Here is a 14,939-nt window from a genome sequence, read left to right as displayed (position 1 = left end):
CTTCTCTGGCTCTCAAATATCCCGGGGGAGGCCGCAAGGCCGGGGGCAGCGCCCCTTCGCCGCCTAGCTCGCTTGGGCTTCGGCCCGGCTTTTGCCCGACACGGCCAGGGCCAATGCAGCGCCCATCAGCCCGTCCAGATCACCGTCCAAGACCCCCTTGGTATCGGAGGTCTCGTAATTCGTGCGCAGGTCTTTGACCATCTGATAGGGCTGCAAGACATAGGACCGAATCTGGTTGCCCCACCCTGCATCGCCCTTGTTTTCATGGGCTTCGTTGATCGCAGCGTTGCGGCGGTCCAACTCCATTTGATACAGGCGCGATTTCAGGGCCTTCATGGCGATGTCACGGTTCTGGTGCTGGGATTTCTCAGAGCTAGTGACCACGATCCCGGTCGGATGGTGGGTGATGCGCACGGCAGAATCCGTGGTATTCACGTGCTGACCGCCCGCGCCCGAAGACCGATAGGTATCAATACGGATGTCGCTGGGGTTCACGTCAATCTCGATGTTGTCGTCGACCACCGGATAGACCCAGATCGAACTAAACGATGTATGGCGCTTGGCCGCCGAATCAAACGGGCTGATCCGCACCAGACGGTGCACGCCAGACTCCGATTTCAGCCACCCATAGGCATTCAAACCGCTGATCTTGTAAGTCGCCGATTTGATCCCCGCCTCTTCGCCGGGGCTCTCCGATTGCAGCTCGACCTTATAGCCTTTTTTCTCGGCCCAGCGGACATACATCCGCGCCAGAATATTGGCCCAGTCGCAGCTTTCTGTACCGCCCGCGCCTGCGTTGATCTCAAGGAAGGTATCATTGCTGTCCGCCTCGCCGTTCAGCAACGCCTCAAGCTCTTTTTGAGCGGCGGTTTCGGCCAGCGCCTTCAGCGCGGCCTCGGCCTCGGCGACGACTTCGGCGTCGTCTTCCATCTCGCCCATCTCGATCAGCTCGACGTTGTCGGCAAGCTCTTGCTTGATCCCCTCGTAGGTCGCCATGGAATCCACCAAGGCCTGACGTTCGCGCATCAGCTTTTGCGCCGCATCGGGATCATCCCAAAGGTTGGGGTCTTCGACGCGGGCATTGAATTCTTCAAGACGGTAAGGTGCCGTTTCGACATTCAAACGCTGTGCCAACAGCTCCAGCGACTTGCTGATCTGATCTGCTGTATTTTGTGCCTCTGCGCGCATCGTTTGTGCCCTTTAAATTAACTGCGGCCCCGAAATGCCGGGGCCGCGTATGAGATAGACCAGCCTTGCTGCATGGGCAAGCGTTTGGCGATGGGATCGCTAGTAAAGCCCACCGGAACTGATCGTGCCAAAGCTGGCTTTGGGGCCAACGACGGCTTTTTTACCGGTTGATGTCGTGACCGAGCGGCCCCCACCATTGCTGATTTCCTCAAACAGCGGCAGGTCCGACCCCATGGCAAAGCCGCCATCAAAGGTGATCCCAAAGATCGGCAATTCGCCATCACGGAAGTATTCCGCAACCACATTCGGCCCGCTTGCATCATCGGGCAGCCGTGCGCCGGTGAAACGGTCGATGTTGATGAAATTACCGCCCGGAGGCACCTCAAACGGGCCGCCGCCGTATTTCTTGATGGCTTCGCTCATGAAACGTTGGAAAACTGGGCCACACATCCCCGCACCATAGGCGCGCTTGCCCAGGGATCTGGGGTTGTCGAAACCGATATAACATCCGGCCACAATGTTGCTGGAAAAGCCCACAAACCAAACGTCTTTGGCGTCATTTGTTGTCCCGGTTTTGCCTGCGATTGGCACTGGTAAATTGATCGCACTGCTGGCGGTGCCGCGGTCCACGACCCCTTTCATCATCGCCGTCAATTGATAGGCGGTGATCGGGTCCATCACACGTTCACGGTTGGATATGATGCGCGGCGCAACACCGGGATCAAGCGTGGGCAGTTGGCAATCATTACAGATGCGTTGGTCATGCCGATAGACGGTGCGCCCATAACGGTCCTGTACCCGGTCCACGAGGGTCGGCGCGACCCGTTCGCCGCCATTGGCGAACATCGCATAGGCGGATACCATTTGGTAAAGCGTGGTTTCCTGCGACCCCAAGGCGTTGGCCAAAACCGGGGACAGCTGATCATAAACGCCAAACCGTTCTGCATAGTCCCCGACAACATCCATACCGACCTCTTGTGCCAAGCGGATTGTCATCAGGTTACGCGATTGTTCGATGCCTGTGCGCAGTGGCGTGGGACCGTAAAACTTGTTCGACGAATTGCGCGGCCGCCACATGCCTTGGGGCGTGTTAATCTCGATCGGGGCATCCACCACGATGGTCGCCGGAGTATAGCCGCTATCAAGGGCCGCCGCATAGACAAAGGGCTTAAAGCTGGAGCCGGGCTGCCGTTTGGCTTGGGTGGCGCGGTTGAACACCGACGCCTGATACGAGAACCCGCCCTGCATCGCGATCACGCGGCCGGTGTTGGCGTCCATCGCCACAAAACCGCCCTGCACCTCGGGGACCTGGCGCAAGGACCAGCGAATAAAGGACCCGTCATCATCCGAGGTCATACGGCGCACCAATACGACGTCGCCGACCTCCAGCAAATCGCCCGCCACCTTTGCTTTGCGCGCCAGCTTGCCGTCAGCGAGACGTTTGCGGGCCCATTGCACGTCTTTGGCAGTAATATAATGGCCTTCGGCGGTTTCCGGCACGCCCTCAATACCGATCCGCGCATCTTTGTCGCCCACGCTCAGCACAACGGCAGGGAACCACGGGTTTTCCAGATCAACATCACGCGACACGCGCTGCTCGGCCAGTGCTTCGCGCCATGTGGCTTCGTCGGTCAACTGTTCCGCCGGGATCGTTTTGCCGGTGCCGCGCCAGATGCCAACGCCGCGATCATATTCCTCAAGTTGCTGCTGCAAGGCCTGCGCGGCGATAGGCTGCATTTCGTTGTCGATGGTGGCGCGCACGGTCAAACCGCCGGTGAAAAACTCGCCCTCGCCAAAGTTCTCGGACAGTTGGCGGCGAATTTCATCGGTAAAGTAATCGCGCGGCGGCAGTTCGGCCTTAAAGCTTTCAAAGTCCCCGTTTTGAACCGACCGAAGCGGTTGCGCGACTTCGGCTTCATAAACGGCTTGGCTGATATAGCCGTTTTCCTTCATTTCGCGCAGAACGAAATTCCGGCGCTGGATCAGACGGTCCTTGCGGCGCACCGGATGGTAATCTGATGGTGCCTTGGGCAAAGACGCCAGAAAAGCGGCCTCATGCGGGGCAAGCTCGCTCAGCGTCTTGTTGAAATAGGTCTGCGAGGCGGCGGCGACCCCATATGAATTCTGGCCCAGAAAAATCTCGTTCAGGTACAGCTCAAGGATTTTCTCTTTGGGCAGGGTTTCCTCAAGCCGGGCGGCAAGGATAATTTCCTTGATCTTGCGTTCAGCACGGCGATCACCGGACAGCAAAAAGTTCTTCATGACCTGCTGGGTGATCGTCGACGCACCGCGCACATCTTTGCCACGCGTGCGCACCGCATCCACCGCAGCAGCGCCGATGCCGCGCAAATCATACCCCTCGTGGGTGTAAAAATTCTTGTCTTCCGCCGAAATAAACGCCTGCTTGATCAGCGGCGGGATCGTATCGGCGGGTGCAAACAGACGCCGTTCCTTGGCGAATTCATCAATCAAGCGCCCCTGACCGGAATAAATCCGGCTGATGGTTGGCGGCGTATATTGCGCAAGGGATTCGTGGCTGGGCAAATCGCGCCCATACATCCAAAACACCGCCCCAACGGTCAAAACAACCATGCCGATGCCCATGGTCAGGGTGGTGAAAATACCCCCAAAGAAGGATAGGATTAAGCGAAACACGTGTGGCAGTCCCTTGCAAGGCTGTAGATTAACCCGTCTATACGCGGGCGAATTGGAATCGTCAAAACACGATGCGGTGGGCGTTTGGCGATAACCCGCGCAGGTTGGATCCGGCTATCACGTCAAGGGTTACTGGCGGATCAACGGCTTAAGTGCTGCATCCTGATCCCGCCATTTTTTGATCGCATCAGCAATCGCCGCAACCATCACCGCCCGCCAGATCGGATCGCGCAGGTTGTTCATGTCACGGTCATTGCTTAGAAACCCGACCTCGATCAGAACCGACGGAATATCCGCCGATTTCAGGACCGAAAAACCGGCATTGCGCAACGGGCGGCTGTTCATCGGCGCGCCTGCGGCCTTCATCCCCGCCACCAGCGTTTTCGCTGCCGCAACCGAGCGGGGTTCGGTTTCCTGCCGCGCCAAATCCAGCAAAATGCCTGCGACCTGATCATCCGATCCGGTCAGATCGGCCCCCGCAATGATGTCAGACCGGTTGTGTCGCGCCGCAAGATGTTCGGTGGCGGTATCGCTGGCCTCTTCCGACAGGGTATAGACTGTGGCCCCTTTTGCCCCGCCCTGTTGCAGGCTGTCTGCGTGCAGCGATATAAACATGTCCCCCTGCGCCTGATGCGCAATCGCGACGCGGGTCTCGAGCGCAACAAACATGTCGCTATCGCGGGTCATCACCACGTCGATGCCATCCCGTTTCAGGGTATCGCGCAGCGCATGGGCCATAGTCAGCATCAGGTCCTTTTCCAGAATGCCGCTGTTTTCTGCCCCCGGATCAACACCGCCGTGGCCCGGATCAAGGATAACCAGAAACTGATCCTCGCCTTGGGCTTTGGCAGGTTTGGGCGGTGCTGCCAGCGCCAAGGTCCAGGCCGGATCCGTCGGCGCACCGGCGGCGGCTGAAAACGCGCTCGCCTCAACCCGCTCCAGCGTGATCTCAAGCTTCGCCTTACCCGAGCCACTGTCCACCGGCATTGCGATATCACGCGGCACCATCGGTTTGGCCAGATCAGCCACCAGCCGCGACCATCCGGGTTGAAACGGACCAAAGCGTAAGTCGCTGATATTGCCCGGTTCTGCCAGCAAGTCAGCAGTTTTGACGCCCGACCAATCTGCCTCGCGAAAATCAACGACAAGGCGCGCAGGATCATCCAGCAGAAACACCCGAAATGGCACACCCTGACTTAGGTGCAGCGTCAGCGTGGTGCTGCCAAACCAGCCATCTGAAATCTCGCTCGGCCCCGGGTCCACGCGGGCAAAGGCCGTCAGCTCTTGGGCCGGTACCGGATGTGCAAACGCCAAAAGCGTTGCCAATATTGGGAAAAACCGCATGCCTGTCACCGTTCTGATCGTGGTGTTTGCGGGCAATCTATCACCTGCGGTCCCGCGCGACCAGCCTTTCAGCGCGCCGCCATATACGCCTTGAACCGCGCAATACCCTCGGCGATATCGGCTGTGCTGCGGGCATAGGAAAACCGCAAGGTCTGATGCCCGCGAATGGGGTCGAAATCCAGCCCCGGCGTGACGGCAACCCCTGCCTTATCCAGAATGTCGCGCGCCAGAACGCGGCTGTCATCGGTGATACCGGACACATCGGCATAGACGTAAAACGCCCCGTCTGGTGGTGCAAAGCTGGTGAAACCCGCGGCACGTAACCCGTCGATCATCAACGTCCGGTTAGCGCGATACACATCCATGTTGGCTTGCAATTCACCGTCGCAATCCATCGCTGCAAGGGCTGCAACCTGACTGGCGTGGGGCGCACAGATAAACATGTTCTGTGCAATACGCTCAACCACGCGCACGTGGTCTTCGGGCACGACCATCCAACCCACGCGCCAGCCGGTCATGGAAAAATATTTGGAGAATGAATTTATCACATAGGCGTCATCGGTGATCTCAAGCGCAGTAACGGCCTTTTTCTGGTATTCGATGCCATGGTAAATCTCGTCCGAGACAAACGACGCCCCCTGCCCTTGGGTCGCCTCAATCAGCGCCTTCATTGACGGGTGATCCAGCATTGTTCCGGTGGGGTTTCCGGGTGACGCGACCAACAGCCCCTTGAGGTCCATGCCTGCGAAATCGGCCGGAACAGGCTGATAGCGGTTGTCGGGCGATGTGGGCAGATCGACGGGGTTCAGCGCCAGCGCCCTAAGGATCTGCCGGTAGCTGGGGTAACCCGGCGCGCCGATGCCAACCTTGTCACCGGTGTCAAATAGCGCAGTAAAAGCGAGGATGAACCCGCCCGACGACCCCGACGTAATCACCACGCGGTTCGGGTCCAGATCAACATTGTACCATTCGCCATACATCTGCGCGATGCGCGCGCGCAAGGCTGGCAGGCCCAAGGCGACGGTATAGCCCAATGCGCCGTCATCCATCGCCTTGGCCAAGGCAGCAGTTGCGCCCGTCGGCGCACCGGTGCCGGGTTGCCCCACCTCCATGTGAATAATGTGGCGGCCAGCGGCCTCGGCAGCCGATGCGGCTTGCATCACGTCCATCACGATAAAGGGATCGACCTGAGAACGGGTTGAAATGCGCATGGGCTTAATCCTAAACTTCGGGCAATGACCTTTCACCGCACCATGTTGGTGTCGTCAACCCTTGTGCGATGGCCCAAAATCGCGCACCACCTGTGCCAAAGCCGCCCAAGGCCCGCGCAACAACAGTGAGTACCCCAATGACCAAAGCGATCGCTTCTTCTCTTTTCTCCGGCGCAATGATGGCCTTGGCCCTTGGCGGGTCCGCGCAAGCCATGGATTTGACCGAATTGACCGATGCAGAGCGGGCGCAGTTCGGCGTCGAGGTGCGCGCCTATCTGATGGAAAACCCCCACGTGATCATGGAAGCGGTGAACCAGCTGCAAGCCAATGAAGCCGAAGCGCAGGCCCAGGCCGATCTCAATCTGGTCGCCGACAATGCCGATGCGATCTTTAACGATGGCTATTCCTACGTAGGCGGCAACCCCGAGGGCGATATCACCATCGTGGAATTCATGGATTACCGCTGTGGCTATTGCAAAAAGGCGTTTTCCGAAGTTGAAAAACTGGTGAACGGCGACGGCAATATCCGTTTTGTCGTCAAAGAGTTACCGATCCTGGGTGAGCAATCTATGGTCGCCTCGCGCTTTGCGATTGCCACCAAGCTAATCGCAGGCGACGAAGGCTATAAATCAATCCATGACGCGCTGATGAGCTTTAACGGCGATATCACACCGACCTCGCTGGGCCGCTTGGCCAAAAGCTTTGATCTGGATGCAGATGCCATCACAGAAAAAATGGACAGCGCAGAAGTGACCGCGGAATTGGCCAAAACCCGTGCCTTGGCACAGGTTCTTTCGATCACCGGCACCCCCACATTTGTCATGCAAGACGAGTTGCTGCGCGGGTATTTGCCTTACGATCAGATGAAAGCCATCATGGAAGAAAAACGCGGCTAAGGTAGATATAATTATGATGTGTGGGGTTTCTGTCCGGCAACTTCATACATTATTAACATTTAATATCAAAATCTTAACAGTTAAACTTAAACCTATATATTAAGTGATGATGCCATCCATCGGTCCATCACAAAAAGCGCTGATGATATCGAACCATCCGCGCAAAATGCGCATCAAGCGACCGCTTTAGATGCGGGGCCTCTTTCACCGTCAGGATGTAATCCACCAAAAGGTCATATTGCTTGATCTGACGGGGCAGCCGGTTTGACGGGATCAACCGCGATTGCCGCTCTTCCTCCTCGATCACTTGGGCGACCTGTTTTTCCGGCCACGTCACAGTGCCACCGCCCGGCACCATGGCCTTGCCGTTCATCAAAGGCAGCTCGGCGTCATAATGGGCAAAAATAGCCCGCTCCAATGGTTCAACCTGATCGGCACTTTCAACAGGCCACGCCCAGACGAAGGCGATTTCCCATACATCGATCTGACGGTTGGCGATCACGTCAGACCGCGCCGAGGTCAGATGCCGGCGTACCCGCGTGCGAATGCCATCCACCGACTGACCCACATAAATCGGCTGCTGATCCAGATCGCAAAGCGCATAGACACCGATTTGATTGGTCAGCGCGCTTAGCGCCTTACCGCGAAAACTTTGCGCGGTTGTCATGCGACGGCTTCCAAGCTGCGGCGCGCAAGGATTGGCGCAAAGAGCGCATGATCAAGGTAGCGCACCACCGGCACGGCGACGCCATCACCCGCGACTCGGTAGGCGTTGTTATAAGTGTCCGGCATCCGGTAACTGTCGGCCAGCCCCATCAGGCGCGCCACCTCGCGCGAGGAAACGAGCCGTGCGCGGGTACGATTGCCCTTGATAAACAACAGAATTTGCCGCGACGATCCGCCCGCAGGTGTGCGCAAGCACCCCGCCAAGCCATCGGTGCGCAGCTCTGCCCGTTGGCGCACATTACCGTCCGCATCTGGCCGACCGCGTTTGTAGATCGTGCCAACAACCGTGCGCCCTGCCTTGCGGGCCACGCGCAAACGCTCAAGACTGGGCGGCGACATCAGGGTCACAAGGCGGTCTGTATCAGCGTCCGAAAACCAAGGCATCGACGCACGTTTTTCCAACACGTCTTCCAATGCATAATCGGCAGCGGGCGCATCGTCCAACTTCCACCAGACCCAGTTTGACCGCACGGGCCGCGTCGCCGCACCCAGAAACTTTTGCAGTTTTTTGCCGTGAAACGCGTGGGACGGCTTGGGTGCCGTCAGCCCGGTAATATCAATGTCGTTGCGCACGCAGACCACAAACAACCGTGGGCGGCTTTGCGGCAGGAAACGGCGCGCATCAATCTCGAGCGCGCCAACCTTGTAGCCAAGGTTAACAAAAGTCGCGAGGACCGTGTTCAGATCAGCGCCCCCATTGCGCGACACCAGCCCAACCACGTTTTCAAAGGCGATAATCCGAGGCGCAAAGCCCGCCTTGATCGCCGTCGTGATCTTGTCCGCCCAAAGGGAAAACACACCGCTGCGCGCCCCAGACAGCCCGCGCCCCTTACCTGCCAGACTGAAATCCTGACAAGGGCTGGACGCCCAGTAAAGGTCGATCTGTTCGCACAGCAGCGCATCATCAAGGACCGCGATATCGCATTCATGAAGGCCCCCAGTGCCCCAGTTTTGCCCGTACACCTTGCATTTCATCGCATCAATGTCGTTGGCCAGCACGCACTCCCAGCGGTCTTGCAAAGCAGCACGCACCATCCCGCCGCCGCAGAAAAATTCGGCGTATTTCGGGGAATGATCGGGGGTTTCAGCCATAGCTATTAGTATGAAATGCGGTTTTGCGTGTCGATGGCTAAATCACCATCCGAGGCGCGCCGCATCACTCTGCTGCTTGCTTTTCAGCCTCGATCACGGCGGCACGTTGTTCGACTTGCTCCACGATGTGATCGATCATTTTGTCGTTGCCCAGCTTGTGGCTTTGCTTGCCCGCCAGATACACCATGCCCGCGCCGTTACCGCCTCCGGTAAAGCCGACATCGGTCATCAGTGCCTCTCCGGGGCCGTTCACCACGCAGCCAATGATGCTCAGGCTCATCGGGGTTTTGATATGCTCTAGCCGTTGTTCAAGGGTTTCTACGGTTTTGATCACGTCAAACCCTTGCCGCGCACAGGACGGGCAGCTGATGATGTTCACACCGCGATGCCGCAGGCCAAGGGATTTAAGGATTTCAAAGCCCATTTTGACTTCTTCCACCGGGTCGGCAGACAGGCTGACACGGATCGTGTCGCCAATGCCCATCCACAGCAGGTTGCCCATGCCAATCGCGGATTTGACCGTGCCGCTGATCAACCCGCCTGCCTCGGTGATGCCAAGGTGGATCGGCGCATCCGTTGCTTCGGCAAGCTGTTGGTAGGCGGCGGCGGCCATGAACACGTCAGAGGCTTTGCAGCTGATCTTGAACTCGTGAAAATCGTTGTCTTGCAGGATCTTGATGTGGTCCAGCCCGCTTTCCACCATCGCGTCGGGGCAAGGCTCGCCGTATTTCTCAAGCAAGTGCCGTTCCAGCGACCCCGCGTTCACCCCGATCCGAATGGAACAATTGTGATCGCGGGCGGCTTTGATGACTTCCTTAACGCGTTTTTCATCGCCGATATTGCCGGGGTTGATCCGCAAACAGGCGGCTCCTGCTTCGGCGGCTTCGATCCCGCGTTTGTAATGAAAATGGATGTCGGCAACAATGGGCACCGATACCTCGGGCACAATCTGCTTCAGTGCCTTTGAAGATGCCTCATCCGGGACAGAGACCCGCACGATGTCGGCCCCCGCATCGGCAGCCGCTTGGATCTGCGCGATGGTGCCTTTGACATCCGTCGTCAGCGTATTGGTCATGGTCTGCACTGAAATCGGCGCGTCGCCCCCCACCGGTACATTGCCCACCATGATCTGCCGGGATTTCCGGCGGTAAATATTGCGCCAGGGACGGATGTGATTCAGCGACATGGACAGCACCTTTGGCAATAGATCAACGTTGCCCGCAACCTATTCAGCCGCGGCGCTGCTTGCAATGGTAACTGGCTTATTCTGTCGGGCTGGTCGCGGCGTTTTGAAGTTCGGCAACCATGGTCGCGAGGGCCGAGTTTTCTTCGAACAAGGCCGGCTGGTACAGATCAGCCACGGCCTGACGCTGCAACGGCAGGTTCGACGTCACCGTGCCGCGGTCGCCAACGGGTCCGTAGTACTGACCGTCCATGGCAAAATACAGCGCACCGGATTCGCCTGTGCGCAGCATGGGTGGTTCCTGCGTTGCCGGGACATCCCAGCTGTCGCCCTTGTTCATGATCCCTTCAAAGATCACCTTACCATCTGCGGCGCGAATGCGGACCCAAGACGGGTACGCGGCAACCAAACGCAGCTCGGGTGCCGCATCTTCGACGACCTGCGGCATGGCAAAATCAACGAACGACGGATCAGCATGGGTGTTACCAAAGGCAATGCCAGCAATAACCTGATCATCCATCGCGGGCGGTACAAAGCTACCGACGGTATGCGGGTCAATCGATGCAATAGGCGCGTCACGGGCGATCAAAACCGGCACATCAAGGGCGGCAGGGCGGTACAGACGGTCCAGCGCATCCGTACGCGGCACGGTCATCAGGCTTTGCGCAACAACAGCATTCGTAGATGCTTGCGGTGCGGGGCTAAGCGCACCTTCCAGCGGGTCAAGGTCAGACAGCACAACCGGCGTTTCATCAACCGGCGTGACCTGCACACGCTGCACTTCTTTCAGCACGCTCCAGCCGCCAAAGCCGATTGTCCCGATCAAAACGACCAGCACGAGCACAGACCCCAATGCACCGGGCTCAATCCGGCTAAGCAGGCTGTCCCCCATCGGGGTAAAGGGTGTGGCAGGACGGTTGAAAATATCGCTCTCGGTTTTGCGCATCAAACGCTCTTCGCGCGGCGTCTTTTTGATCACGGACGCCTTGTCGGACATACCATGCGCAACAGAGAAACCGGATTCAGCACAGAAAGACGCGAACGCCTCGTCCGGGTCCATGTTCAGATATCGGGCATAGGACCGGACATAGCCAGCAATAAAGCCGGGCGTGTCAAAAGCATCAGGATCGGCATTTTCGATGGCAGCAATATAAGATGCTTTGATCCGCAATTCGCGTTGGACATCAAGCAGGGATTTACCCATCGTTGCGCGTTCGCCGCGCATCAAGTCACCTAGCCGCAACTCATACGCGTCAAAGCCACGGGCTTCAACTTGCTCGTCCTCATTCGCCTTGGAAACCCAACGCCCGATCATACCTACGTCCCGTCGTTTTCGTGCCTGTTACACTTTCCCGGGTCGTCTTCTACGATTCGAGATGTGTTGTTTCTTGCGTCATGCTTAACACAAATCAACGGGCGACGAAGAAAAAACGTATTTATCCGGCTAATTCGGCACGATTCAGCGCACAATGTGACCACAACCCGTCCATTGCATGGACAAGTCCGTCCATTTCGCGGGGGCCGTGAACGGGGGACGGGGTAAAGCGTAAACGCTCGGTCCCGCGGGGGACCGTCGGGAAATTGATCGGCTGCACATAGATGCCGTGCTGCTCCAGCAACATATCCGACAGGATCTTGGTGTGCACAGGGTTGCCGACAATCACCGGCACGATGTGGCTGCCGTGATCAATGATCGGCAGACCCAACCCTTTCAGGCGTAGTTTCAGTATCTTAGCCTGCTGTTGGTGCTTTTCACGCAGCTCAGGTGCGGTCTTGAGATAGGCAACCGAAGCCGCCGCGCCAGCCGCCACAGCAGGCGGCAGCGACGTGGTAAAGATAAAGCCCGGCGCATAGGACCGGATCGCATCGCACATTTTCTCGGACGCGGCGATATAGCCGCCCATCACGCCATAAGCCTTGGCCAAAGTGCCGTTAATGATGTCGAGCCGGTGCATCAGGTTGTCACGCTCTGCAACACCGCCGCCGCGCGGGCCATACATGCCCACAGCGTGTACTTCGTCGATATAGGTCAGCGCACCAACCTCGTCAGCAAGGTCGCAAATTTCCTCGATCGGGCCAAAATCGCCATCCATCGAATAAATTGATTCAAATGCAATCAATTTTGGGGCTGCAGGGTCGTCCGCCGCGATCAATTCGCGCAGGTGATCGACATCGTTATGGCGGAAAATGCGTTTTGCCCCGCCGTTGCGGCGCACACCTTCGATCATGGACGCATGGTTCAGTGCATCAGAATAGATAATCAGACCGGGAAAAAGCTTGGGCAAAGTGCTAAGGGTCGCGTCATTGGCGATATAGGCGCTTGTGAATAGCAGCGCGGCTTCTTTGTGGTGAAGATCGGCGATCTCGGCCTCAAGGCGTTTATGGTAAACGGTGGTGCCAGAAATATTGCGCGTCCCGCCGGACCCTGCCCCGGTTTGCTCCAGCGCTTCGTGCATGGCTTCAAGCACAACGGGGTTTTGCCCCATCCCCAGATAGTCATTGCCACACCATACGGTGATGTCTTTTTTCTCACCGTCGGGCTGCGTCCACTCCGCATGGGGGAATTGCCCGTTGCGACGTTCGATATCAATAAAGGTGCGATAGCGCCCTTCCTCGTGCAGGCGATCAATCGCCTGTTCAAGCTGTTTGGTGTAATCCATCGCGCCTTCCTCCTGACACTCGACCGGGCCTTAAAGGCGAAGGACCCAATCGCCATATTCGTGTTTTAGAATGAATACAGTTCTAACACTTTTGTTTCAATGCCTTAATCTGTCCCAATTGTCGCAGGTCCATGATTATGACGCTTCGCCCGTATTCCTATGCCCCTTGTCCTTGCATGGCTTGATCGAAATCAAGTTAACGTGGACGAAATTTCGTCTTTGAAAAGTACCCCTTTGGTATCGGTCCAAAAAAAACAACCCAAGACATGGGCCGGTCAGCCGTCATATCGCGCGGAATCATGCATGGCCACCCCCTGCCCCTGCCAATAATAAGCGCCGCGCGGCCAGTTGGCTGATCTGCGGGCCTGCCCCCTAGACACCGCGCGGCGCACTGATACGGTCGCGCCAAACTCTATGTATATGAAAGGTTTCTCCCATGTCCTTAAGTGATGTTCTGACCCGGATCGACAGCGATCTGGATGCCGCGACCGACCGTCTGTTCGAACTGCTGCGCATCCCGTCCATCTCGACTGAACCCGCCTATAAGGCCGATTGTGACCGTGCCGCCGATTGGCTGGTTGATGACCTGAACGCCATTGGCATTACGACGACCAAACGTGTGACCCCCGGCCATCCGATGGTTGTGGGCCATGTGGACGGGCCGGCGGATAAACCTCATATCCTGTTTTACGGCCATTACGACGTACAGCCCGTTGACCCGCTGGAATTGTGGAACCGCGACCCGTTTGATCCAGCCATCGAAGACACAGCCAAGGGCCGCGTGATCCGGGCCCGTGGTGCGGCGGATGACAAGGGCCAGCTGATGACCATCGTCGAGGCCCTGCGCGCCTGGAAAGCCGTCAACGGCGATTTCCCCTGCCGCATCACCATGTTCCTGGAGGGTGAGGAAGAATCCGGGTCGCCCTCCCTGATCCCCTTCATGCAAGAGCACGCCGAAGAGCTGAGCGCCGATTACGCGATGATCTGTGACACCGGCATGTTCCAGTCCAAAGTGCCGTCCATCGTCACCATGCTGCGTGGGTTGCTGGGCGAGGAAATCACCGTCACCGGCCCCGATCTGGACCTGCATTCGGGTATGTATGGCGGTATCTCGATCAACCCCGCGCGGGTGCTGGCCAAGATCATCGCGTCGCTGCATGACGACACGGGCCGCATCACCGTACCTAGTTTCTATGACGGCGTGCCCGAACTGCCCGATGACATTCAGGCGCAGTGGCAGGGCCTTGCCTTTGATCACGCGACGTTCCTGGGCGATGTGGGCCTGTCACAGCCAGCAGGCGAGCAAGACCGCATGCCGATTGAAATGCTCTGGTCGCGCCCAACCTGCGAGGTCAACGGCATGTGGAGCGGCTATACCGGCGCGGGCTTTAAAACCGTGCTGCCGTCAGAAGCCCACGCCAAAATCAGCTTTCGTCTGGTGGGCGACCAAGACCCCGTCGCCATCCGCGAGAGTTTTCGCAAAATGGTGACCGACATGCTGCCCGTCGACTGCAAAGTCAGCTTCAAAGACCACGGCACCAGCGGGGGATCGGTGTTCGAGACGACCAAACCCGCGTTCGAAAAAGCCCGCAACGCGCTGACCGAAGAATGGAACATCCCCGCCGCCTATATCGGCTGCGGCGGGTCGATCCCGATTGCAGGGCATTTCCAGCAGATCGTGGACACAACACCCGTGCTGATCGGCTTTGGCAAAGACGACGACGCAATCCATTCACCTAATGAGAAATACGATATGGAAAGCTTTCATAAAGGCATCCGCAGTTGGGCGCGGATACTGGACGCTTTGACGTAAGAAGGATGCTTGGGGCGGTGTGCGTGATGGCTGCGCCGCCCCTATTCGATGCAGTGCGGCAGGTATATCCTGCTAACTGGTCGTCCGTGCAGACATAATAGAGGCGCGCATCCATTTTGGTTAAGCCCGGGGCCGTGAATGCCCTTATCCGGATCACGGACATCGCAGGAC

11 protein-coding genes are annotated in these 14,939 nt (G+C 57.8%); 2 read left to right on the top strand and 9 right to left on the bottom strand.

Annotation, left to right across the window (positions count from 1 at the left end; genetic code table 11):
* Positions 1–63 precede the first annotated feature (63 nt).
* The 4 genes from prfB to BM347_RS02910 form a co-directional block, all read right to left on the bottom strand.
* Entirely contained in the window at positions 64–1,188 is a 1,125-nt protein-coding gene (gene prfB, locus BM347_RS02925) for a peptide chain release factor 2 (protein ID WP_093914899.1), read from the bottom strand.
* Positions 1,189–1,287: 99 nt separating this feature from the next.
* Positions 1,288–3,843: a penicillin-binding protein 1A gene (locus BM347_RS02920; protein ID WP_093914898.1), complete on the bottom strand. Its 2,556-nt coding sequence runs from the start codon at positions 3,841–3,843 to the stop codon at positions 1,288–1,290.
* Between the two features lie 129 nt (positions 3,844–3,972).
* Positions 3,973–5,187, bottom strand: a complete 1,215-nt coding sequence (locus BM347_RS02915; protein WP_093914897.1) for an N-acetylmuramoyl-L-alanine amidase — start codon at positions 5,185–5,187, stop codon at positions 3,973–3,975.
* A gap of 68 nt (positions 5,188–5,255) precedes the next feature.
* Positions 5,256–6,398, bottom strand: a complete 1,143-nt coding sequence (locus tag BM347_RS02910; protein ID WP_093914896.1) for a pyridoxal phosphate-dependent aminotransferase — start codon at positions 6,396–6,398, stop codon at positions 5,256–5,258.
* 137 nt (positions 6,399–6,535) lie between these two features.
* Here BM347_RS02910 and BM347_RS02905 point away from each other — a divergent pair, with 137 nt between their 5' ends.
* The gene (locus tag BM347_RS02905; protein WP_093915390.1) at positions 6,536–7,294 is read left to right on the top strand and encodes a DsbA family protein; all 759 of its coding nucleotides are present in this window, start codon (positions 6,536–6,538) and stop codon (positions 7,292–7,294) included.
* Between the two features lie 127 nt (positions 7,295–7,421).
* Here the strand turns inward: BM347_RS02905 and BM347_RS02900 are convergent, their stop codons facing one another.
* The 5 genes from BM347_RS02900 to hemA all read right to left on the bottom strand — a co-directional run bounded on the left by BM347_RS02900 (position 7,422) and on the right by hemA (position 12,955).
* Entirely contained in the window at positions 7,422–7,961 is a 540-nt protein-coding gene (locus tag BM347_RS02900) for a GIY-YIG nuclease family protein (RefSeq protein WP_093914895.1), read from the bottom strand.
* On the bottom strand, positions 7,958–9,112 hold the full coding sequence (locus BM347_RS02895) for a DNA cytosine methyltransferase (protein ID WP_093914894.1): 1,155 nt from the start codon (positions 9,110–9,112) through the stop codon (positions 7,958–7,960). Before BM347_RS02895 ends, BM347_RS02900 begins: the two co-directional genes overlap by 4 nt.
* Positions 9,113–9,176: 64 nt before the next feature.
* A complete protein-coding gene (gene ispG, locus BM347_RS02890) occupies positions 9,177–10,298 on the bottom strand; it encodes a flavodoxin-dependent (E)-4-hydroxy-3-methylbut-2-enyl-diphosphate synthase (RefSeq protein WP_093914893.1) in 1,122 nt (373 codons plus the stop codon).
* A gap of 76 nt (positions 10,299–10,374) precedes the next feature.
* Positions 10,375–11,610 (bottom strand): helix-turn-helix domain-containing protein, encoded by a 1,236-nt coding sequence (locus BM347_RS02885; protein WP_093914892.1) that lies wholly within the window; start codon positions 11,608–11,610, stop codon positions 10,375–10,377.
* Positions 11,611–11,731: 121 nt separating this feature from the next.
* Positions 11,732–12,955, bottom strand: a complete 1,224-nt coding sequence (gene hemA / locus BM347_RS02880; RefSeq protein WP_093914891.1) for a 5-aminolevulinate synthase — start codon at positions 12,953–12,955, stop codon at positions 11,732–11,734.
* Positions 12,956–13,391: 436 nt separating this feature from the next.
* Between hemA and BM347_RS02875 the strand changes: the two genes are divergently transcribed.
* Positions 13,392–14,768 (top strand): M20/M25/M40 family metallo-hydrolase, encoded by a 1,377-nt coding sequence (locus BM347_RS02875; RefSeq protein ID WP_093914890.1) that lies wholly within the window; start codon positions 13,392–13,394, stop codon positions 14,766–14,768.
* Positions 14,769–14,939 lie beyond the last annotated feature (171 nt).

Source organism: Sulfitobacter marinus, assembly GCF_900116285.1.
Taxonomy (GTDB): domain Bacteria; phylum Pseudomonadota; class Alphaproteobacteria; order Rhodobacterales; family Rhodobacteraceae; genus Sulfitobacter; species Sulfitobacter marinus.
The sequence above is the reverse complement of the archived record's forward strand: the minus strand, read 5'-3'. Positions and strand labels throughout refer to the sequence as shown.